This window comes from Arthrobacter sp. AB6, assembly GCF_031844545.1.
Taxonomy (GTDB): domain Bacteria; phylum Actinomycetota; class Actinomycetes; order Actinomycetales; family Micrococcaceae; genus Arthrobacter.
This window is the reverse complement of record NZ_JAUZVL010000022.1, coordinates 15,069-36,836: the sequence shown is the minus strand read 5'-3', so window position 1 is coordinate 36,836 and position 21,768 is coordinate 15,069. Positions and strand designations below refer to the sequence as shown.

Genomic DNA, 21,768 nt, shown 5'->3' with positions numbered 1-21,768 from the left:
GATAAAACTCCTTTGTTTCCATGCGAACGGGGTTGAGGGTGCCAAGCCGTTGCAAATAATGCAATGGCGATGCGATAGTTACAATCGTAGGGATGTATTGATTTGCGTGTCAAGCGTCACCCTGCAGAATTGCCTTGACGGATTCTTGCTTGCGCGCTAGGGGTGTGTCTGCTTGTAAGGAGTGCGCTCCAGGCGCTGCCGGTTGCCCGGGCTCTCTTCATCGGTCATCTTCACCGGGGTGGCCGGCGGTTGAAGGGCAGAAACCACTTCGGCCACTGTTGCGAGGGCCGGCGCCAGGCGCTGCTCCTGGACTGCGCATTTTCGCGGATCTGCCGCGACTTTGACTCCGACATACGATGCCGTGCCGGCTAGGCCGGTGCAGGTTCGGATCTGCTCTGCAGACAGGAGGGAGCTTGGTTGGCCGCCAGTGTCCACGGGAAGGTGCATGTCGGCCCATGCTTCGCCGTGATTTGTGGCAATCGCTGAGACGCCGGAGAACATAAGCCCTGTCAGCACCTGCCGTGCGTTAAGTAGTGCGAGGTGTGCTGCAGGTGCCTCGATGTCCCTGAGTTCAATTGCCGAGCGGGCCCAATTGATGGTGTGGCCGATCTGCCTGCCGGATTCCCGGCCCGCCTCCTGGGCGGCTTCGATCTCCCCTGCAAGGGAGAGGAATCCCTTCTGGGGCTCGGTGTCTTCGCGTGCAGCGTCGCAGTGTTCAACGGTCAGCCGGACTCCTTCCCAATCCCAGGAAGCAATTTCAGTCAGTGATCGCGTGAAGGACAGTACTGACGATGAAGCTTTTGGTTGCGATGGGGCTGAGAGGATCTGGATGGCCTGTACGGATGTCGGTCCGGCAATAGCGCGCAGCTCCCGGATCTGTTCGTATGCCCGGTGGAGGTCACCCACAGCAGCTTCCCTGCCCGGGCTGTTGTCCGAGGCTAAGCCGTAGGCGGGATTCTCCTTCATGCGTTGGACCGTTCCGGGGATGGTGGTAACGACGCAGCTCCACTGCTGATCGAGCAGTGAGGCCAGTCTCTTGACGCCGCGGCTGTGTAGGGTGGCGTAGAAGGGTAGTTCCAGCCCGCCGATGTTCTGGCTATCGCGGAGCAGGCTGTACCAGCGGTTTTCGGCCTGGGTATCTGATTCGAGCCCGGGTGGGGCGGCCGCATAGGCGCCCAGGATGAGGTTGTTCATCTTCCGCGCGCTTACTCGGCCCAGTCGGCCAGCTCCGGCACCGCTTCGACATTAGCGCGCAGACCGATGCCCGGTTCTGTGGGCAGTTCGGGGCTGCCGTTGATGACTTCCGGCTCACCGGTGAAGAGGGGCTGTACCCTTTGGTCCAGTCCCCAGAAGGACGGGTTGGTGAGGTGCTCGATCCAGGTGCAGTTCGGTTGTGACAGCACAACGTGCAGGGTGGCAGCGGAGTAGACGTGGGGGATGACCTCGATGCCTGACCCGGACGCCATTTGGCTTACCCGGCGGAGCTCGGTGATGCCTCCGACGCGATGGACATCCGGTTGCAGGACGTCGGCGGCGCCGGCGTCCAGGAGCTGCTGGAAGCCGTATCGTGTGAATTCGTGTTCTCCTGTCGCGATCTGGACGAGCCCCATGTTCCGGAGTTCGGCATGGCCGGCGATGTCGTCCGGGATCAGCGGCTCCTCAACCCAGCGCAGCCGGTAGGGTTCCAGGTGTCGGATCATCTCCTTGGCGAAAGGTCGGTCCCATCCCATGTATGCATCGGTCATAAGCTCGATGTCGTCGCCGATTTCCTCGCGCACGGCCTCGATGTATCGCAGGTTCTTCATTAGGCCCGCTCTGCCGTCGGCGGGCCCGTAGGGCCAGTTGGCTTTGACGCCCATGTACCCGCGGTCGACGTAGTCCCTGGCCATTTTTTTCACGATTTTCAGGTCATCATCCGGTTGAACCTTGCTCGCGTAAGCGTTGATGCGCTTGCCGTTGTGGCCGCCGAGGAGCTTGTACACGGGCAGTTCGGCGACCTTGCCGAGTGCATCCCACAACGCTATGTCGATAGCGCTGATGGCCTCAATCGCGGCGCCCTTGCGGCCGTAGACGATGGAGGACCGGTAAAGCTGTTCCCAGACGAGCTCTGTGGCGTGGGCATCCAGACCGACGGCTATACGCCCAAGGTGCTCATTGACCATAAGCGTCGCTGCCCCGATGCCGTCTTCGGAGTACCCAAGGCCCGTGGTTCCATCGGACAGCGTCACCCGTACCACGACAATTCCCTGTGGCCAGGTGTACCAGGACCAGCCTTCCCCGCGGTACGGATACTGGCTCATGGGGCCAGGCCCGCGTACGCTGCGCTGCTGCTGCCAGAAGTTGCCCCACATCGACTGCGGGACGTGGCGCGCTTCTACTTTTGTGATTTCCATGTGTCTGCCTTTCAGCGTCGTTGATGGGGCTCAGTTGACATCGTACGCCAGAGCCGGGAAAATTTTGCAAATAAAGCAAAGAGGTTGCACATGTTGCAATAACAAAGGAGTTGCCCGTGCCTGCCATGACCGCTGTCGTCTGGAACGGCCCCGATCAGCTGATTTACCCCAGCATTCCCGTTCCACAGCCCGCGAAGGGTGAGGCCCTTGTACGTGTGTCCAAGGTCGGAATTTGCGGTTCGGACCTGGCCATCCTCAGGGGCCACCACGCACGAGCACTTCCCGGGACTGTCCTCGGACACGAGTTCTGCGGGACCGTGGCAGAGGATCCCGGTGAGCACTACGCCGCAGGAACCCGGGTAGCCATCAGGCCACTTATTTCTTGCCGGGACCGCGCGGAAGAACAGCTTTGTGTGGCCTGCCGGACGGACAACGAACATGTATGCGCCAAGCTCGGACTCTATGGCGTCGACGAGCCCGGAGCCCTGGCGCCCTACGTGCTCGTGAGGTCTGAAAGTATCCATCCTGTCCCTGCGCAGACGCCCGAAGGGCTGGAGGGACTGGCGGAGCCCCTGGCTGTCGCCGTGCACGCCGTATCACGTTCTGGCCTGAGGCCAGGATCGTCGGTGGCGGTCTTCGGTGGGGGACCCATTGGACTGCTCGTTGCCCTTGTTGCCCGCCAGCAGGGAGCAGCCAAAGTGGTGGTCATTGAACCAAATACGTGGCGCCAGGAAGTGGCGAAGTCCTACGGCCTCGACGTCGCAGATTCCGGTGCCGATCCTGTCGAAGAAGTTCTTCGGAGAACCGGGGGAGACGGAGCAGACATCGTTTTCGACTCCGCTGGCCATCCCTCCGTTGCCGCCGTGCTGACCGGTGCAACCCGCATCCAGGGAACGATCATGATCGTGGGCGTTTACAAGGAACCTGCGGCCATTGACCTGCGGACGGTTAACTTCGGAGAGCAGCAGATAGTGGGGACCCGTGTTTACCGGAAAGCGGATTTTCAGGAAGCGCTGAACCTGCTCGCCAACGACACGCTGGGCCTTGCTGCACTGCCGACCCTGTCATTTCCCCTGCTTGGAGCAACCGAAGCGTTTCAGGCTGCGGCACGGGGAAATGACGCGATGAAAGTCTTCATTACTCCCGGTTCCTCAGCATCGGAAACAACGGCAGAAGGACTCCAAACACCCCTCCCTACACTTGAGGACTCAACGCATGCCTGAAAACCGGACCACAACGGAAAAAGTCGCCTGGATCACCGGAGCAGGCTCCGGCATCGGCCAAGCCGCCGCAGTGCGGCTAGCAGCCGAAGGGTACGCCGTAGCCTTATCCGGGCGACGGGCCGAACAACTTGAAGAAACCGTGAGGCTGGTGGAACAGGCCGGAGGCACAGCCCTCGCTGTCGTCATGGACGCCACAGACCAGACGGCCGTTGACGCCGCACACAGCCGCATCGAGGACAAACTTGGCCCGGTCACGGTACTGGTCTGCTCTGCAGGAACCAATGTTGCCCAGCGATGGTGGAGCAGCCTGGATCCGGACGACTTTTCGCGTGTCGTGGAGACAAACCTGACATCGGTGACCAGATGCGTCCTCAAAGTCCTGCCCAACATGCGTGAACGCGGCGACGGTCAGATTATCGTCGTCTCATCCTGGGCAGGATGGCGCTACATGTCCGTCGCCGGCGCCGCTTACGCGGCTTCCAAGACGGCCCTCGCCTCCTTGGTCGAGTCCCTAAACGATCAGCAAGGCCGTTATGGCATCCGGGCCACACACTTTTGCCCCGGCGAAGTGCGGACTCCGATACTGCTGACGCGCCCGGTTCCACCGTCGGAGCAGGAACTCTTCCGGATGCTCGCCCCCGAGCAGGTAGCAGACGCCGTAGCCTACATCACCGCCCTGCCCGCGGAGGTCTGCATCAACGAGCTCGTCATCTCTCCCACGCACAACCGCATCTATGCACAGAACTCCGCGTATGCCGGCACCCCTGAGCCGGCCTCCGACGACCGGAGCCCGCAGTGAAAAAGGTAGTCGTCACAGATCCCGACGTCTGGCCATGGCTTCAGGATATGGACGACCGGCTCCGGCTCGTGTTTATCCCCTTGGACGATACCGAAGAGCTTAACCGGGAACTGGCGGACGCCTGGGCATACGTCGGGGTGTTCCTTGACGAACAGCACGCCCGCAGCGTCGGACCCAACTTCGAACTCGCCCAGATCTGCGCCGCCGGAACCGAGCACATCGCGTCCCGATTCCTGCCGGCGGGAGTGACCGTCGCCAACGCCGCAGGCCACGGAAAATCGATTGCCGAACACGTCCTCATGGTGACGCTCGCCGTCAGACGCCAACTCCTGAATGTCGACAGAGGACTCAGGGCGGGCCAGTGGGCCAACAAAATCGTGAACCCTGCCGCAGCTCCGGCATTTACCACTCTCGAAGGATCCGTTGTCGGCATCGTTGGCTTTGGACACACAGGAAGGGCCATCGCGCGTCTTTGCCGCGCCGTCGGAATGCGCGTTATCGCCGTTAACAGGACTCCCGCATCCGGTGACCCCGACGCGGACTGGGTAAAAGCGATGGACGCATTACCCGAACTGCTGGAACAAGCGGACACCCTCGTCCTTGCGTGCCCCCTCACGGACAGCACCAAGGGTCTTATTGGCACCACAGAACTGAGGACCCTCGGCCCTGCCGGAGTACTCGTCAATGTCGCACGGGGCCCTGTCGTCGATGAAGTAGCGCTGTATGAGGCATTAAAGGACCACAACATCGCCGGAGCCGCTATCGACGTGTGGTACCGGCCCGTCTCCACACAGGCTTCCGCGCCCTCAGAACTGCCATTTGCCGAACTGGACAACATCGTGATGACCCCGCACTACTCAGCTACGGCCACCGACACCTACCGGGAACGCGGACAGGATGTCCGTATCTCGCTCTTCGAGGCACTCAACGGGCTGCCGGTTTCGCGCCGCGTCACCACGACCACCGGAGGCGGAGGACGTGCCTGAAAATCTCGAACTCCTGGCCATCGGGGAAACCATGGTCATGGTCTCACCTGAGCAGGGAGGCAGGCTTGCCGGCCATGGAACATACATACTCCGCCCAGGAGGGGCCGAGTCCAACGTCGCCTCCCATCTGGCAAAGATGGGACACCACGTCGGTTGGGCCAGCGTCCTGGGCTCCGATCCCCTGGGCGACATCATCATCGACACTCTTAACTCCGACGGGGTAGACACCGCGTCGGTAATGAGGCACCCGGATCGGCCCACCGCCGTGTACTTCAAGGACCCAACCGGTACCGAGACGACGGTCTACTACTACCGCAAGGGCTCAGCCGCCAGCAGCATGTCCGTTCAAGACGTGCCGGCCTGGCTCCGCCGTGCTCCCAGGATTGTGCACCTTTCAGGGATAACCCCGGCACTGTCAGAATCGTGCCGCGCACTGACCCGGCACATTATCTTTGACCGCCCTTTCGGTGATGCTCTCATCAGCTTCGATGTGAATCACCGCGCCAGCCTATGGGGCGGGCAGGGAGGCGATGAGCTGCTGGACCTGGCGCAGGCGAGCGACATTGTGTTCGTAGGAAGGGATGAAGCCGAACGCATCTGGGGCACCACGAACGCAGAGTCGGTGCGTAGCCTGATCGGCCGGCCCGGCCACCTGATAGTCAAGGACGGCGCACATGAGGCAGTGGGGTTCACTCCGGAAGGTACGTTCCGTGAGCCTGCCCTGAAGGTAGAGGTCGTCGATGTTGTCGGGGCGGGGGACGGTTACGCGGCCGGATGGCTCAGCGGCATGCTTCAAAACGTCCCTCAGGACGTCCGTCTCCGGATGGGCCACAGCGTCGCATCACGGGTCATACTTTCCACATCGGACGCCGCTGATCTCCCGTCAGCCCAGGAGCTGGCAGGGGACACCAACCAGCCCGGCAGTACACTTACTGCACCGCCGCACCGCTGAGAAGGAACCAAATCGTGTCGCAAACAGTCGCCCGAGCTATCGACGTGGTCAGCTACGTCTCACTCAACAGCAGGTCACTCAGCGAGGTCGCCCTACACCTGGGCGTACACAAGTCCACAGCTCTCCGCCTCCTTCAAACCCTGGAGGAGGGCGGATTTGTCCGCCGTCTCGCAGACGGACGGTACGGCATGGGCTTTGAACTTATCGCCCTCGGACAAATAGCCCTTGACCAGGTGGAAGCACGCAGTATCGCCCACGCGGAACTGCAGGAACTGTCCGATAAGGTCGGTCACACCATCCACTTGGGCCAACTCGTCGGCAACCAAATTATTTACGTGGACAAAATCGACGGACGCGGAACCGTGGCGATGGGCTCCCGAATTGGACTCACCGCCAAAATCCACACCGCGGCCGTCGCCAAAGTCATCGCCGCCTTCCAAAGCCCTGAAGACGTGGAAAGGCTTATCGGCGATTCGGCATTTGAGCGATACACGGCCACAACTCTGACCAGCAAGCAGCAATTCCTTGACGACCTCAAAGCCATCCGCTCACGTGGCTGGGCCGAGGACGACGGTGAACACGAGGACTACATCAACTGCGTCGCGTTGCCGGTCCATGACGCCAGAGGCAAAGTTACATACGGCATATCCGTCACAGCCCTGCGGGCCGTCTCAACACTTGAACAACTACGGAAAGACCTTCCCCTCTATAGGAAGGTAGCCGAAAAAATATCCCAAAACCTCGGCTGGAAAGGCCAACAATGGACAGCACAGAATTTTTTGAAAACCAGCTGACAGCCCTCCCTCTACTGGGGATATTCCGCGGTTTCGAACCATCCGAAACCGTTGAACTGTGCCGCCGGGCGTGGGCAGAAGACGTCAGGCTCGTCGAAGTCCCCGTCCAGCACCCCGACGCCCTGCCATCTCTTCGCATGGCTCTTGCAGCAGCGGAAGAACACCAGGGCATCGTCGGTGCAGGAACGGTTACATCAGTTGAACAGCTCGAATCCGTCCTCGCGCTTGGAGCAGCCTTCATCGTCTCTCCAGGCCTGCACACGGACGTAGCCGAGGAATGCATCCGCCGCGGCGTGCCGTATCTGCCCGGCGTGGCGACATCTACAGAAATTGCAACAGCTTTGCGGCTTGGACTCACATGGCTTAAAGCATTCCCAGCTTCAGAGTTGGGCGCTAGCTGGATTCGCGCCCAACTCGCGCCTTTCCCACAAGTAAACTTCGTGGCCACCGGCGGAATCGGAACCTCAAATGCGCCAGAGTTTCTTAATGCTGGCTGCAAAGCGGTTGCCGTCGGATCGGCTTTCTCCAGCGCCGAAAGCATCTCCGCACTGCGTACCGCCATCAGTAGTCATCGCTAATTCCTGTGCAGATCCTTTGGTGGGACTGCCACTAAGGGGTGCGTACCCCGGTCCCGAGGTGCATGGCCGTGCGCACTATGGCGCCATGATGAAGCATAGTTCTCCTTGACGCAGCCCAGACCCGGGTTGTACGTCGTCAGATTGGGGTGTACCTAACGCCCGCCAACGGAAACTGGACCACTGCCGTGTTCCCGGCCGTTCCCCTGGTCTCGGCAACTGCGGCCGCCATTTCCCGCCAGCTGGGATATGAACCGCGAAATACCACGGCCTAGGCGCGCGCTGTTTAACTTTCGTGGGGTGGTGTTGGTCCATCGAAGTGGGGTCCATTTCAGGGCCGGCAGGAGTTCGGTGCCCGTAGGCCGAGGCAACCGGCCCACTGTGCTGGCGGTTATGTTTAAAGTGACCTGGTTGGTTCCGCCGAGCGCAACGCTGTTATCGCCTTCCTCAGCCTGGTGGCGTCCCCGCCCCAAGGAGGGTCGGCGGTACCAGGGACTGGTCTGTGAGGACGGGGTCAATATGGTCTTGGTGCCTGGCGCGGGTCGAAAAACCATAGCGCACTCTAAAGAGGGCCCTTTATAGAGAGACCAACGGATGCTATTGATTTCGGCGTACAGCACGGACGTGCCAGCCGTCCTCGTGGTGGAACATTCGTCTGCCGCCTCCGTAGGTCAGGTGAAGCCAGAGGACGCGTCGATCGTGTGTGTAGTCGTCGACGACGCCGCGTGCGATGACGAGGTCGTTGTCGAGGACTTCAATTTCCTCGCCGCGGCTGAGGCCTCTCCAATGGGACATATCGAGAGTCATTGTTGTGGCGGGCCTTCCATGGTTTTCTTCTCTCTTGCTGCAGCGGTGGTGGGCGTGCTTCCAGGGCGATGTTAGGGATGGGCGGTAATCCGGCAGCTGAAATTTCGTTCGTCACCCGGTTGGACAAGCATTTGTCCGGGGCTTGTCAGTACTTCCCCGCGATGTGTCGCGGGTACGGGCAGGCCTGCCCACGGCTCAAGGCACACGAAGTCCGCCCCTGGCTGCTTCCACACTGTGAACTGCATAAAGTCGCCGAAGGCCAGGTCCAGTAGCGGCCCGTCCGGCGAGACGTAGCGGACGGTACGGCTTTTCACTGACTCAAAAATGATCGCTCCGTCAGCGAAAAGGTCTTCAGTCAGAGTAAGGACCTTTTGATGCACCGGTGTGGGGTGGCGGGCGGCGGTGAGCTGCATCTGGGCATTGACGCGCCGGATGGTGGCGGTTTCCTCCTCGGCAAACAGGAGCTGCCATCCCGGGGACGGGTCCCACTGGAAGGCCGGGTGCCATCCGAGGGCTGCAGGCATGGGTGCGGGGCCCGTATTGGTGAGTGTGAAGGTGAGGTCTAGTGCGGGCCCGTTGGCCGACCAGCTGGTTTCCAACGAAAAGGGAAACGGGAACATTGCTTCTGTTGCCGGGCTGCTGCGGAGCAGGAAGCGGGCCGTGCGGGCAGTGGTTTCCAGGACGCCGAATTGGTTGTCCCGTGCGAATCCGTGCTGCGTCATCGGGTAGTTCCGGCCGTCGTGGTGCAGGACGTCATTGGCGAGCCGTCCGATGATCGGGAACAGTACGGGGGCGTGTCGCGGCCATTGCGTTCCTGCTGACCAGAGCAGTTCCTTGCCGGTGCTGTTTTGGAGGGAGACCAGCTCCGCGCCGTGGGAGTCCAGTACGGCGCGGAGCTGGTCGGTCTGGAGGTGGACTTTCATCAGTCCGTTTCCGGGCTGGTGCAGAAGTCGCAGTTGTCCGGGCATTGCCATTGCGGTGTTTGGTAGGCGCTGTCTTCTTGCCGGATGAGCAGGAGTTCTGTGGTCATGGTCATGCCGATGGTTGTGGAAGGTTCAGCTGCCCGTTGATCCGGGTGGGAACGGTGAGGTTTCCGTCCTTGAGCTCGTCCGGGAGGACGGTGGCCGGGGCATCCTGGTAGGTGACCGGGCGCAGAAACCGGCGGACGGCGGTTGCTCCGACGGAGGTGTGCAGGGAGTTGGTCGATGGCCAGGGCCCACCGTGTGTCTGGGCCCAGCTAACACTCACGCCGGTGGGGTAGCCGTTGTAGATGATCCGGCCGGCTCGAGCCTTTCCGAGTTCCGTGAGCCGGTGTGCCAGGTCGTCATCGTCTTCACCGAGGTGGATGGTCAGGGTCAGGGAGTCCTCGATCATCGACAGTGCCTGTTCGAGTTCGGGCAGCGCCCCGTAGCGGACGATGATGGCGGAGGGGCCGAAGCATTCCTCAACGGTCTCCCGCCGCAGCCGGGAAGCGTCGATGCTGTAAACGGCGGGGGTAACGCGGAATCCCCCCTCGTCCGGGGCCTTCCCGGTGGCGACCCGCTCAACGTCCTCCTGATCATCCAGGGCGCCGGTGATGGCAGCGTAGCTCTCGAAAATTCGGCGGTTCAGCAGGGGTGAAACGCTGCTGGAGGACAGTTCGTGGCTGAGCTTTGCAACGAGGCTGTCGCCTTCGGGTCCTTGGGGCACGAAGACGACGCCGGGTTTGGTGCACAGCTGCCCGGCGGAGGTCGTGATGGAGGCTGCAAGGCCGGCACCGATGTCGGAGCCCCGCTCGGAGGCGGCATTGGCGGTGACAACGAGGGGGTTGAGGCTGCTGAGCTCGCCGTAGAAGGGGATGGGTTGTGCCCGGCGGCTGATCGCTTCCATGAGCGCGGCGCCGCCGCCAAGGGAGCCTGTGAAGCCGACTGCCTGAATGAGGGGGTGGCTGACCAGGGCGGTTCCGGCTTTCTGGCCGAAGACTATTCCCAGTATTCCTTCGGGTGCCCCGTAGTTGGTGGCCGCGGCGGCCATGATGTCGTAGGAGATTTTGGAGGTGCGGGGGTGTGAGCTGTGCGCTTTGAGCACGACAGGGCAGCCTGTGGCCAGTGCTGACGCGGTGTCGCCGCCGATGACGGAGAAGGCGAAGGGAAAGTTGCTGGATCCGAAGACGGCCACGGGGCCGATGGGCTGGAGCATCCTGCGCAGGTCCGGGCGCGGCCCCATGGGAGTCTCGCCGGCGGTGTCGATGGCCGCTTCGAGGTAGCTGCCCTCCAGGAGGACTTCGGCAAAGAACCGCATTTGGTAGCTCGCCCTTTTGAGTTCGCCGGTCAGGCGGGCCGGGCCGATTCCGGTTTCTTCGTCGGCGGCCTTAATGAGCTCTTCCGCGTTCAGGTCCAGGCTGTCCGCGATTACCTGGAGCAGCCCGGCACGGCCGGTTCTGCCGATGTTCTCCAGGTAGGCGAAGGCCTTGCCTGCGTTTTCGACGATGCGGTCAACGTCTGCGGGAGTGCTTTCTTCTGCTACCGGGTCCAGGCGGGCTCCGGTGTAGGGGTTGGTGCCTGCAATGGTGGTCATGATGCTTGGGGTCCTTGGCTCTTGGGGGAGGAGGTCAGTGAAAGAGTGTGGCGGGAACTGGTGCGGCGTTTCCCGGGTGCATTACCGGCACGCCTTCGACCTGGGGTGCGCGGCCCTGGGCAAGCATGCCGCCGTCGATGTTGAAGGTCTGTCCGGTGACGAACGCTGATTCAGCGGAGGCCAGGAAGATGACGCCGGCTGCGATGTCTTCGGGTGTTCCTGCGCGGCCGAGCGGGATCTGTGCGGCGCGCAGGTCTTTTTTGCCGTCCCACATTGGCGGTTCTCCCTCGACCGCGATTGCGCCCGGGCGCAGGGCGTTGACCCGGATGCCCCAGGGGGCGAGGTCGACGGCGACGGCGCGGGTGAAGGATTCCATCGCGCCTTTGACGGAGTCGTAGGGGATGTGGTTGCGGTGGGCGCGTTCGGCCCCGTGGGAGCTGATGTTGATGATCGATCCCTTTTTGTCCTGGGCGGCCAGGGCGCGCGCTGTTCGCTGGGTGCAGCCGTAGAGCATGTTCATGTTCTTGGTGACGAACAGTTCCCAGTCGGAGGGCTCGACCGCCAGGAAGTTCCCCCAGGCGGTCTCGCCGCACCGGACGTAGGCGTTGTTGACCAGGATGTCGACGGTGCCTAGGGCTTCCTCGGTCTCAGCGAATACCCGGTCAACCTGGGTGAAGTCGGACATGTCCCCGACAGCGGCATATGCTTCCACGCCGGCGTCCAGCAGCTCCTCGACGACGGTCTTGGCGGCCGCGGCGTCAACGTCGTTGACGGCAACGCGCGCCCCTTCAGACCCGCAGCGGATGGCGATGGCACGGCCGATGTTCCGCCCGGCACCGGTGACGAACGCTGTCCGGCCCGTGAGGGCGCCGTGGCCGGAAGTGATGTCGGGGGATGTCCAGGTGGTGTTGGCTGGCTGGTAGTTCATGCCTTCTCTTTCACGGGGAGGTGATGTCCAGTGTGTGCGTGGGCAATGCCCACATCCGTACTGCATCTTCGTTGATTTCGACGCCGAGACCGTTTCCTGTCGGAATCCGGACGCGGCCGTTCCGGGCCACTATCGGTTCTTTCAGGACCCCTTCCCGGAAAGGGTTTTCGCCCCGGTCGTATTCAAGCAAGGGCTGGTAGGCGTTCCGGTCACCAAAAGGCGAGGTCGGGAGGGTGGACAGCAGTTGCAAAGTCGCGGCAATGAGGACGCCGGTTCCCCAGACATGGGGTGCGACGCGGAGGTTCCATGCGGTGGCCATCTGGGCGATGACTTTGGCTTCGGTGAATCCGCCGCAGACCGACAGGTTGGGCTGGACAATGTCGATGCGCTTTTCGGCGATATAGTCACGGAAACCGAACCGGGTGTAGAGAGCCTCGCCGGCGGCCAGCGGGAGCCCGGTGGCCCGGAGCATCGCCCAGCCCCGTATTTCGTCCGGGGGAAGTGGTTCCTCGATCCAGTACGGGTTGAAGCTGGCAATTTCACGCATCGACGAAAGTGCCGTATCGACGGTTGCATTGGCGTTGTAGTCCACCATCACGAGGCCTCCAGGGCCCAGGAGGTCCCGGGTGATGCCGGTGCGTTCCACATCGTCGCTGACGCCGGAGCCGATTTTGATTTTCGCTGCTGTGAAGCCTTCTTCGACAGCTTCTTCGATGTAAGCACGGAGGGGACCGCTGTCACCTTTCCCGTGGTAGTAGCCCGTGGAGGCGTAGGCGGTAACTTCCTCACGCACCCGCCCGCCCAGCAGGGCTGAGACCGGGACCCCGTAGGTTCTGGCGGCGGCGTCCCACATGGCGGTGTCCAGGCCGCTGATCGCGGCGACGTGCAGGCCGCCCGTGGTCAGGTGGTAGCCGGTGCTGAGCCGGTTCAGCCAGGTGCCTTCCCGAAGCTCCAGGGGCTGCCCAATCACCGCACGGGCCAGATCTTCCAGGTACGCCGCGACGATCCGCGGCGGCCCGAAGGACTCACCCCATCCGATGATGCCGTCGGAGGTTGTCACCTTCACCAGGGTCGCTGTTCTGGCGGTCACCCGGACCTTGGAGGGGCCAAAGCCTCCGTCCTGCAGCTTGTGCTCCAGGGGGAAGGTTTCGATCCGGCGGATGGTGGCCGGGCTAGTCGTCATCTGCGGCGCCCTTCACTTGTCCGACGATCTGGGTGGGGTTGACGAAGCGCAGGGCGATCATCAGCAGTACCGAGGTCATTACCGTGTAGATCACGGCCATGGCGTCAATGGTTTGGGCGCTGCGGATTCCGGTGGAGAACGCGGCGGAGTACAGGGCGACGATGAGGGTTTCGCTCTTGGGTCCTGCCACGAGGAACGTCAGTTCGAACATGGCGACGGTGCGGACCAGGATCAGCACGCCGGCGGCCAGTATTCCGGGGGTGAGCAGCGGCACCAGGACCATGCGGAACATTTTCCAGGTGTTCGCACCGCACATGCGGGCCGCCGACTCGAGGTTCCGGTCCAGCTGGCCGATGAACGGGGTCATCACCAGGATGACGAACGGCAGGGCAGGCACCAGGTTCACCAGGATGACGCCGGTGAGGGATCCGGCGAGCTGGAGCTGGTACATCAGTGTTGCCAGCGGCACGCCGTACGTGATCGGAGGGAGCATCACGGGCAACAGCATGAGGAGCATGACCAGCTTTTTGCCGGGGAAGTCCCGCCGGGCCAGGGCGTAGGCCGCGGGAACGCCGAGGGCGAGCGACAGCGCCAGGACACTGAAGGTCACCTGGAGGGTGGTGATGAGGACGTCGGCGAGGTTGAATTCCTGCCAGGCCTGACCGAACCACTCGACCGTGAAGCCTTCAGGCAGCGGCCCCCTGAACCAGGTGGTTCCGAAAGCATTGACGATGACCGAGAGGATGATTCCGGCCAGATTGAGGAGGAAGAATCCGACAGCTACCCAGACTGCGACCTGGAGAAGTGAGCGTTTGTTCTTTGTCGGGGCGGCCGGGTTGTCGGTTGACCGCCGGGACGTTGATGGGGGAGCGGTTGTGGTTGTCATGATCAGCCCTTACCTCCTGCTGTGGATCCTTCGTAGAAGCGGCTGCGCAGGACCAGGACCGCGCCGATGATGACCATTTCCACTACGCCCATGATGACCGCGATCGTGGAAGCGAGGGAAAAGTCATATTGTTCGAACGCTGCCTGGTACGCGGCGATGGACAGGACGCGGGTGGACCCGGTTGGTTCGCCCACGAGGTTTGCCGAGGGGAAGACGCCGAATGCCAGGACGAAGGTCAGGCAGAACGTCATTGCCAGACCGGGTGCGAGCAGGGGCATCACGATGTACTTTGTCCGCTGCCACTTCGTAGCGCCCAGGGTTGCGGCCGCCCGTTCCAGTGTCGGGTCGATGCCGGAAAGGTAGGACAGCGTCAGCAGGAATGCGAACGGGAATCCGGTGATGATCAGGGAGAACAGAACCCCGGCGTAGTTGTAGATAAGCCGGACGGGTTCATCGACAAGCCCGATGCCCAGGAGCACCTGGTTGAACCAGCCTGTGGGGGAGAAGTAGCGCAGCAGACCGTCGGCCACGAGGACCGTACCCAGACTCACCGGCAGCACGAGGATGGCCGTCAGGAGCCGCTTTCCCTTGAACTTGCGGCGCATCTGCATCGCGATCGGAACGGAGGCTCCGACGTTGATCAGCGCGGCCGGCAGTGCCAGGGCCAGCGTCTTCCATATGGTGGAGGACTGGAACGGGTCCGTGAAGAAGTTCACGTAGTTCGCGAACGGTCCGCCGCCTTCCAAGGGGTCCATCGAGATGCTGACGCCGTAGAACATGGGGTAGACGAACAGGGCTCCGAGGATCAGGACGGCCGGCAGCAGCAGGGCCAGCAACGGGTCGATGCCGCGGTCTGCCAGTTTGTGCCGGAAGTTCAGCTTGGGAGCATCGTTGCGGTTGGTCAGGGTGGTCACGAGAAGACCTCTTCTTGCACCGCGGCAGCGGCCTGGACGACGTCATCGGAGCATTCGTCCCCGGTGAACAGCAGGGCGCTGTAATGGGAGAAGCCCACCTCGAAGGTATCGCCGGCACGGACGCGGTCTTTGAGCCGCAAGTGGATTACTTCCCCGGCTTCGGTGACGCCCTCCACCACGAACGTGTGTCCCGAGAATTCAACGACGACCGCACGGACCCGCAGTGAATTGCCGTCCACGGAGCCGAGCTGGAAATCCTCCGGCCGGACGGCCATGATGGCCCTTCCGTTCTGGATGGGACGCTGCGCGGTGACCTGGAAGGAATTGCCGTGCGAGCGGACTCCGACGATTCCCTGTTCACCAGCCGAGGACGTGGTCTCTACAGAGAACAGGTTCCGGAAGCCCATGAAGGATGCGACATAGGTGTTGATGGGCCTGTTGTAAACCTCTTCGGGGGGTCCAACCTGGTCCACTTTTGATCGGCGCAGGACAACAACGCGGTCTGCCAGGGCCAGCGCTTCTTCCTGATCATGTGTCACGTAGATGGTGGTGAGCTTCAGGCTCTGGTGCAGCCTGCGGATTTCCGTGCGCATCTGCAGCCGAAGCTTTGCGTCCAGATTCGATAGCGGTTCATCCATCAGGACCAGACGGGGGCGGAGGACCACGGCGCGTGCGATGGCCACGCGCTGCTGCTGGCCGCCGGAGAGCTGGCCGGGGAGTTTGGAGGCGTGCTCCTGCAGGTCTACCATGGCCAGCGCCTCATCGACCCGGGCACGCATTTCCTGCTTGTTCACGCCCCGGACCTTGAGGCCGAAGCCGACGTTGTCGCGGATGCTCAGGTGGGGGAAGAGGGCGTAGTTCTGGAATACCATGCCGAACTCGCGCTTTTCGGAAGGCAGGGTGTCGATCCTGACGTCATCGGCCCAGATGGCGCCTTCGCTGAGCGGAAGCAGGCCGGCCAGGCAGCTCAGTGCTGTGGATTTTCCGCAGCCTGAGGGTCCCAGGAGGGCGATGAACTCACCGCCTTCGATGGTCAGGTCAAGGTGATCCAGGGCTGTTATGGGGCCGAATTTTCTGGTGACCCCTTGGAGCCGGAGCTGGCCCAATTCGGGTTTTGCGTTAGTGCTGTTCACGTTCGTTGTCTCCTTTGACTAATGCTTGAGCCGGCTACTTTTGCTGTACTTTGGCGCCGCCGATGTTGCGGTCCCACAGATCAAACGCGGAAACCATGGCATCAGCTTCGAGGGGGATCTCCAGCGGCTGGCTCTTGATGAGCTCGTCGTAGATCGGGCGGCCGAATTCCTTGATCAGGTCCTGGCTCTCCTGCGGGGCCATGCTCAAGGGAACATCCTTCACGGCAGGTCCGGGGTAAAGGTATCCGGAGTCGTAGGTGTAGGCCTGCTGCTCCGGTTCCAGTGCGTACTTCATGAAGTCCATGACCACGGCGAGCCGTTGTCCCTCAATGCCTTTGGGGGCGGTCATGAAGTGTCCGTCACCGACCCAGGTGAAGTCCTCGAACGCGCTGACTTCCATTTCCGCCGGGACCTGACCGATGGCGCGCGGGTTGATGTCCCAGCCGGTAGTGGTCGGAATCATCCAGCGGTTCCCCTGCGCCAGCTCCGTCATGGTCTGCGCCGTGCCGGTGGGGTAGTAGTCGATGTACTGATTCAGTTCCGCCAGGTAGGCCCACGTCTTTTCCCAACCGTTGACCGGGTCCTTGGGGTCCTTGTCGCCGAGCATGTATGGCAGGCCCATCAGGAACGCGCGTCCGATGCCGGAGTTGGCCGGACGGGCGTAGAAGAACTTGTTGGGGTTGGCTTTTGCCCAGTCGAGAAGTTCCTGTGGTGTCTTGGGCGGGTTGGGCACCTTGGCCGGGTCGAACTCCAGCAGCGGGCCGCCCGGGTAGAAGACAAAGGACAGGCCCTTGCCCTGGGCGAGCTCCTGGAACTTGCTGACGTTTTCGTCGTAAATCTCGCTGGGGTCCGGAAGGTTGTCTTTCTGCTGGCCGAGAAGGTCGTACCAGACGTCCTGCTTCAGGCCCGAGGCCATCCCATCAGAACCAGTCAGGACGAGGTCGATGTCCAGCCGGCCGGCCTTCTGCTGCGCCTGAAGCTTTCCGACCAGTTCGGGGGCGTTGACCTTCTGGAAGGTGAACTCCTTGACAAGCTCCGGATGTTCTTTCTGGTAATTGTCAAAGATCTTCTGGCTGAGTTGGAGGTTTCCGGCGACGTCGACGACGTTGATCGTCAGCGGCTCGCTGGGCAGGACAACTTCACCGGCAGGGGTATCCGCGGCGCCCGGGGCTTTGGGGGCACTGCAGCCGGTCACCAGCATGGCGCCTGCCATGGAAATGGCTGCCAGGGTCTTCAAATACTTCAATGGAGTCTCCGTTGTCTCGTGCCCGCCGTTGTGGCGGGCTGAAGTGAGTTCAGGCGTCAGCGGTTTCGCTGGCTGTGGGGCGGGGGATGGGGCATTCGAGGTGATATCCGCGGCCGGCGTAGTCGAACCCTTCGAGCTCGGTGACGGTCACCCCGGGGTGCTGGGCCGCGGCATAATATGCGCGGATTTCTTTGATCAGGCCCGTTTCCTCGTCGAAGACGTACCATTCGTCCCCGCGGAGGATGGTTCCCTCCTGGGTCTTGTAGTGGGTCCACTCGATCACTGCCTGATGGGAGTCCGGCGCTACGACGAGGCGGTCAATGGTCCAGGCTGAGCCTTTCGTGGCCACAAAGTGGGCCCACCGTTCGGCGATGAGGCGGCCGCCGTGCCATGCCCCGCCGTACATGCTGGGAGGAAAGTAATGAACGGCATCCTCTGTGAAGCATGCGGCCATCTTTTCCACGTCAGCCTCATTGCAGCCGTCGAAGTAGGTCCGGATCAGGGCTTCATATCCGGCAGCTGTCTGGGATTCGTTTGCAGTCACCGTGAGGCCTTCCATTCCTGATACTCGGCCATGGTCTTCTCATTGGGGGGATACACACCCAGAAGTGACTCTCCGTTATGGACGCGGGTATGAAGGTAAGCCTCTCGGTTTTCCTGCTCCAAGGCGTCATCGGCGATGACTGGAGCGAGTGAACGCGGAACGATGATCACGCCGTCGGCATCGCCTACAACGATATCGCCGGGATAGACGGCTACCCCTGCACAACCGACGGGGACCTGCAGGTCCGCGACATGGAAGCTGGTCAGGCGCGTCGTGGCTGTTATAGCCCTGGCGTAGGTCGGGATATCAAGGGTCTCAAGCACTGATCCGTCCCGGAACGCGCCGTCCGTGATAAACGCCTTTGCCCCGCGGTGCATCGCACGGGTCACCAGCATGTCACCAGCAGACGCGGCGCTGATATCACTGCGGCTGTCAATGATCATGACGTGGCCTGCCTGAAGCCGTTCCACGCCCGCCCACTGAAGGTTGTCATCGTCGGCCAGTCCCTCAAGGGTGTCCAGATCCTCCCGGGCCGGGATGAACCGCATTGTGAACGCCTCTCCGGCGAACGGTTCCTTGACCTGGCCCACGGGTGCCACGCCGACCAGGAACTGCTGCCGCAGCCCGTGCTTGAACAACTGTGTTGCCAGTGTTGCGGTGCTTACCTTTTTCAAAGTCTCCAGGACCTGCGGGTCCACCTCGACCTGCTGGGAATTAGTACCCAATTCCTGCTCCTCATTCGCTTGTGCAAGTTTCATTCTCTAGGAAGGCGTCTCGCTGATTGGGACTCCTGATACACTCGATGCTAGGTCAGATGATCGGGAAATACCTAGCGGAATGTGAGGTGAAGCACTGAAATGACTGAAGTTATCGGTGAGCGGGACAAGACCACGGATGGCGTCTCAATGAGTGGGACAGGGGAGGGGGTTGAGGTGCCAAAAGAACAGGTTGCGGCTTCAGCCCTTGACCGCAGCCTGTCAATTCTTGATTTCCTCGCTACCACCCGCGGGGCGACCACCGGCGAGATTGCGGCAGCTGTCCGGGTGAGCCGGAGTACCACCTACAGGCTGGTGGAACGGCTGAGGCAGCGCGGCTACGTGGACGACATCGGCCACACAGGGGTATGGCACTTGGGCCCGGCCGCCGCACGGCTGGCCCTGGCTGCCGTGCAGTCCAGCGATGTCGCTCAGGTAGCGCCCGAGTACCTGCGGATGCTCGTCCAGCAGACACGGGAGTCAGTAAATCTCGGCGTCCCCCGCGGCACGGAGATGGTGTTCATCTATCGGGACAAAGGCCCACAAACGGTAGCCGTCCACGGCGACGTGGGCGCACGGCGCCCCATGCACTGCACCTCGGTCGGAAAGGCATACCTCGCAGCGCTGCCACAGGGGGAACGGGACCAAATCCTGTCGAAAATGGTCTATCACGCCTTCACCCCGAAGACGATCACCACGAGGGCGGCTTTGGAGGAAGAAATCCAGCGCACCATCGACCGCGGCTGGTCCGAGGACCACGGCGAAATCGACCCCTCAAGCACCTGCTGCGGCGCTGCTATCCGCGACAACATGGGCCGCCCGGTTGCCGCCATCAGCGTCGCCGGCGTCACCGACCGAATCAGCCCTGAACTATCCAGGATCGGCGCCGTGGTCGCCAGCACCGCCGAAGCCATCTCCCGCCGCCTCGGATACGACCCGGCAATCAACTACACCGCCGCCACAACGGGAAAACGAGGATAGCTTGAAAATTGCACGAATCGCACATCAGGGCCACAGCCGTCTCGCAGTAGAAGATCACGGTGTCTGGAACATTCTGATCCAGACTGACCTGGCTGGTGTTGTAGCAGGAGGAGAGCAACAGATCGATTCGACGGTAGAGCCTCAGACCCACCCCAACCTGCTAGCACCGTATCCGGGAGGAACCATCTTCGGGATCGGCCTCAACTACAAAGACACCATCACCGACATGGGATTCCCCACGCCGGCGACGCCCTACCTCTTCCCGAAACTTTCATCCAGCGTCGTAGGCCCAGGCGAGCCCATTGTCATTGACCCAGACGTAACGGTGGAGCCGGACTGGGAGGGTGAGCTAGCAGTCATCATCGGCAAAACGGCCCGAAACGTCCCTGAAGAAAGTGCGCTCGATTTTGTTTTCGGATACACCGCAGCAAACGACATCTCCGCCCGGGACGTCCAGCGCGCCGATCCCCAATGGGTACGCGGTAAGGGCCTGGACACCTTTTGTCCCATTGGCCCTGTCATCGTCACGGCGGACGAAATTCCCGATCCCCAGGATCTCCGCATCAGGACCTGGGTCAACGGAGAAATCGTTCAGGACGGAAATACTGCGGACATGCTTTTCGGGGTGAAAGCACTCATCTCTTACCTCAGTAGGCACTTCACCCTGCGCCCCGGGGACGTGATACTCAGCGGCACCCCATCAGGATGCGGCGGATTCATGACTCCACCCAGGTTCCTCTCGCCGGGCGACGAAACCAAAGTCGAAGTTCAAGGAATAGGCAGCCTCATCAATCCGGTAGCGGCAGCGCCGGTTCCTATGCCATGGCACCTGGCACCATCCACAGCAACCGAATCGACGCCATGACTGCCAGAACTCCCCTGCACGAAACACCTGCCACAGAAGACAGTCGGATAAACGACCGACATTTCGCCGGGCTTCTTCCCGGGGAAGCATCTGTAGACCGGATAACAGGAATCGACCTGTCGCTGGTCATCCTTCCGCTTGCGGCTCCCATCAGCGACGCCAAAGTCCTGACCGGCCGACAGGAGCCCCTGACCGAAATCGCCTTCCTCTTCGCCGAAATTCAGACCGAAACCGGACTCTCCGGCATCGGCTACAGCTACTCCAAACGCGCAGGCGGCCAAGGCCTCTTCGCGCACGCCAAGGAGATCGCACCCAAACTGCTGGGCGAAGACCCCAGCGACATCCAGCGCCTGTGGACAAAACTGATCTGGGCCGGCGCGTCCGTGGGCCGCAGCGGCCTCGCCACACAAGCCATCGCCGCCATGGACATAGCCCTCTGGGATCTGAAAGCGAAACGCGCCAGCCTTCCCCTGGCCAAGCTACTGGGCGCCCACCGGGACACCGTCCAGTGCTACAACACCTCCGGCGGATACCTCTCAATGTCCATCGACGAAATCCAAGCCAACGCCCAGGCATCAGTCGAACGAGGCATCGGCGGCATCAAAATCAAAGTAGGCCAGCCCGACACATCCCTGGACATCCGACGAGTGCGTGCGATGCGTGGTCTTCTCGGGGACAACTTTCCCCTGATGGTGGACGCAAACCAACAATGGAACCGCACCACAGCCCTTCGCGCTGGCCTAAGGCTCGAAGAATTCGATCTCACCTGGATCGAAGAGCCCCTCGACGCCTACGACGCCGAGGGCCACGCCGCCCTCGCCAGGGAACTGGTCACCCCGATAGCTACAGGGGAAATGCTCACCAGCACAGCCGAGCATAAAACCCTGATCCGCGCCGGCTCAGTAGACTTCATGCAGCCGGACGCTCCCCGGGTCGGCGGCATCACACCCTTCCTGAAAATCATGGCCCTGGGCGAAGAGGCAGGAATCAGGCATGGCACCTCACTTCGCCATGGAAATCCACCTCCACCTCGCCGCAGCCTACGAAATAGATCCATGGGTAGAACACTTCGAATGGCTGGAACCGCTCTTCAACGAGCGGCTGCAAATAGTAGGAGGCCGAATGATCGTTCCCGCCCGACCCGGACTTGGCATCTCACTCAGCGAACAAGCCCGGGCATGGACTGCGGACCGCGTCAGCTTTGGCGGTACCGGAACCTGCTGACACGACTCCTCGCCTGCGATCCTC

Annotated in this window: 21 protein-coding genes and 1 pseudogene; 9 read left to right on the top strand and 13 right to left on the bottom strand. The window is 61.9% G+C overall.

Features of this window, described 5'->3' with window-relative positions:
- Positions 1–156 precede the first annotated feature (156 nt).
- Both Q9R30_RS15505 and Q9R30_RS15500 read right to left on the bottom strand, forming a co-directional pair.
- Positions 157–1,194, bottom strand: a complete 1,038-nt coding sequence (locus tag Q9R30_RS15505; protein ID WP_311218153.1) for a DUF4862 family protein — start codon at positions 1,192–1,194, stop codon at positions 157–159.
- A gap of 11 nt (positions 1,195–1,205) precedes the next feature.
- Positions 1,206–2,393 carry an enolase C-terminal domain-like protein gene (locus Q9R30_RS15500; protein ID WP_311218152.1) on the bottom strand — a complete coding sequence of 396 codons (1,188 nt, stop codon included), beginning with the start codon at positions 2,391–2,393 and terminating at the stop codon, positions 1,206–1,208.
- A gap of 125 nt (positions 2,394–2,518) precedes the next feature.
- Here Q9R30_RS15500 and Q9R30_RS15495 point away from each other — a divergent pair, with 125 nt between their 5' ends.
- The 6 genes from Q9R30_RS15495 to Q9R30_RS15470 are packed head-to-tail and all read left to right on the top strand — an operon-like array spanning position 2,519 to position 7,725.
- Entirely contained in the window at positions 2,519–3,616 is a 1,098-nt protein-coding gene (locus Q9R30_RS15495; protein ID WP_311218179.1) for a zinc-binding dehydrogenase, read from the top strand.
- Entirely contained in the window at positions 3,609–4,415 is an 807-nt protein-coding gene (locus Q9R30_RS15490) for an SDR family oxidoreductase (protein WP_311218151.1), read from the top strand. Before Q9R30_RS15495 ends, Q9R30_RS15490 begins: the two co-directional genes overlap by 8 nt.
- Entirely contained in the window at positions 4,412–5,401 is a 990-nt protein-coding gene (locus Q9R30_RS15485; protein ID WP_311218150.1) for a 2-hydroxyacid dehydrogenase, read from the top strand. The genes Q9R30_RS15490 and Q9R30_RS15485 overlap by 4 nt, the downstream gene beginning before the upstream one ends.
- A complete protein-coding gene (locus Q9R30_RS15480) occupies positions 5,394–6,353 on the top strand; it encodes a sugar kinase (protein WP_311218149.1) in 960 nt (319 codons plus the stop codon). The genes Q9R30_RS15485 and Q9R30_RS15480 overlap by 8 nt, the downstream gene beginning before the upstream one ends.
- Positions 6,354–6,367: 14 nt before the next feature.
- Positions 6,368–7,147, top strand: a complete 780-nt coding sequence (locus Q9R30_RS15475; RefSeq protein WP_311218148.1) for an IclR family transcriptional regulator — start codon at positions 6,368–6,370, stop codon at positions 7,145–7,147.
- Complete coding sequence (locus Q9R30_RS15470) at positions 7,114–7,725, top strand: bifunctional 4-hydroxy-2-oxoglutarate aldolase/2-dehydro-3-deoxy-phosphogluconate aldolase (RefSeq protein ID WP_311218147.1); 612 nt, start codon at positions 7,114–7,116, stop codon at positions 7,723–7,725. Before Q9R30_RS15475 ends, Q9R30_RS15470 begins: the two co-directional genes overlap by 34 nt.
- Before the next feature lie 594 nt (positions 7,726–8,319).
- On the opposite strand, the gene Q9R30_RS15465 is transcribed toward Q9R30_RS15470, so the two are convergent.
- The 11 genes from Q9R30_RS15465 to Q9R30_RS15415 form a co-directional block, all read right to left on the bottom strand.
- The gene (locus Q9R30_RS15465) at positions 8,320–8,517 is read right to left on the bottom strand and encodes a hypothetical protein (protein WP_311218146.1); all 198 of its coding nucleotides are present in this window, start codon (positions 8,515–8,517) and stop codon (positions 8,320–8,322) included.
- A gap of 83 nt (positions 8,518–8,600) precedes the next feature.
- Complete coding sequence (locus tag Q9R30_RS15460; RefSeq protein WP_311218145.1) at positions 8,601–9,452, bottom strand: aldose 1-epimerase family protein; 852 nt, start codon at positions 9,450–9,452, stop codon at positions 8,601–8,603.
- 109 nt (positions 9,453–9,561) lie between these two features.
- Positions 9,562–11,085 (bottom strand): aldehyde dehydrogenase (NADP(+)), encoded by a 1,524-nt coding sequence (locus tag Q9R30_RS15455; RefSeq protein WP_311218144.1) that lies wholly within the window; start codon positions 11,083–11,085, stop codon positions 9,562–9,564.
- A 34-nt stretch (positions 11,086–11,119) separates the two neighbouring features.
- Entirely contained in the window at positions 11,120–12,013 is an 894-nt protein-coding gene (locus Q9R30_RS15450; RefSeq protein ID WP_311218143.1) for an SDR family oxidoreductase, read from the bottom strand.
- 10 nt (positions 12,014–12,023) lie between these two features.
- A complete protein-coding gene (locus tag Q9R30_RS15445; protein WP_311218142.1) occupies positions 12,024–13,196 on the bottom strand; it encodes a mandelate racemase/muconate lactonizing enzyme family protein in 1,173 nt (390 codons plus the stop codon).
- Positions 13,186–14,082: an ABC transporter permease subunit gene (locus Q9R30_RS15440; protein WP_311218141.1), complete on the bottom strand. Its 897-nt coding sequence runs from the start codon at positions 14,080–14,082 to the stop codon at positions 13,186–13,188. The genes Q9R30_RS15445 and Q9R30_RS15440 overlap by 11 nt, the downstream gene beginning before the upstream one ends.
- A 2-nt stretch (positions 14,083–14,084) precedes the next feature.
- Positions 14,085–14,996, bottom strand: a complete 912-nt coding sequence (locus Q9R30_RS15435; protein ID WP_311218140.1) for a sugar ABC transporter permease — start codon at positions 14,994–14,996, stop codon at positions 14,085–14,087.
- A complete protein-coding gene (locus Q9R30_RS15430; protein ID WP_311218139.1) occupies positions 14,993–16,129 on the bottom strand; it encodes an ABC transporter ATP-binding protein in 1,137 nt (378 codons plus the stop codon). The genes Q9R30_RS15435 and Q9R30_RS15430 overlap by 4 nt, the downstream gene beginning before the upstream one ends.
- A 34-nt stretch (positions 16,130–16,163) precedes the next feature.
- Complete coding sequence (locus tag Q9R30_RS15425) at positions 16,164–17,375, bottom strand: extracellular solute-binding protein (protein ID WP_311218138.1); 1,212 nt, start codon at positions 17,373–17,375, stop codon at positions 16,164–16,166.
- Positions 17,376–17,424: 49 nt separating this feature from the next.
- Complete coding sequence (locus Q9R30_RS15420) at positions 17,425–17,919, bottom strand: nuclear transport factor 2 family protein (protein ID WP_311218137.1); 495 nt, start codon at positions 17,917–17,919, stop codon at positions 17,425–17,427.
- Entirely contained in the window at positions 17,916–18,644 is a 729-nt protein-coding gene (locus Q9R30_RS15415) for a ribonuclease activity regulator RraA (protein ID WP_311218136.1), read from the bottom strand. The genes Q9R30_RS15420 and Q9R30_RS15415 overlap by 4 nt, the downstream gene beginning before the upstream one ends.
- Before the next feature lie 132 nt (positions 18,645–18,776).
- Between Q9R30_RS15415 and Q9R30_RS15410 the strand changes: the two genes are divergently transcribed.
- The 3 genes and pseudogenes from Q9R30_RS15410 to Q9R30_RS15400 all read left to right on the top strand — a co-directional run bounded on the left by Q9R30_RS15410 (position 18,777) and on the right by Q9R30_RS15400 (position 21,744).
- Complete coding sequence (locus Q9R30_RS15410) at positions 18,777–19,655, top strand: IclR family transcriptional regulator (RefSeq protein ID WP_311218135.1); 879 nt, start codon at positions 18,777–18,779, stop codon at positions 19,653–19,655.
- Position 19,656: 1 nt separating this feature from the next.
- Positions 19,657–20,520 carry a fumarylacetoacetate hydrolase family protein gene (locus Q9R30_RS15405; RefSeq protein ID WP_311218134.1) on the top strand — a complete coding sequence of 288 codons (864 nt, stop codon included), beginning with the start codon at positions 19,657–19,659 and terminating at the stop codon, positions 20,518–20,520.
- 47 nt (positions 20,521–20,567) lie between these two features.
- Positions 20,568–21,744, top strand: a pseudogene (locus tag Q9R30_RS15400) (mandelate racemase/muconate lactonizing enzyme family protein).
- Positions 21,745–21,768: the final 24 nt, after the last annotated feature.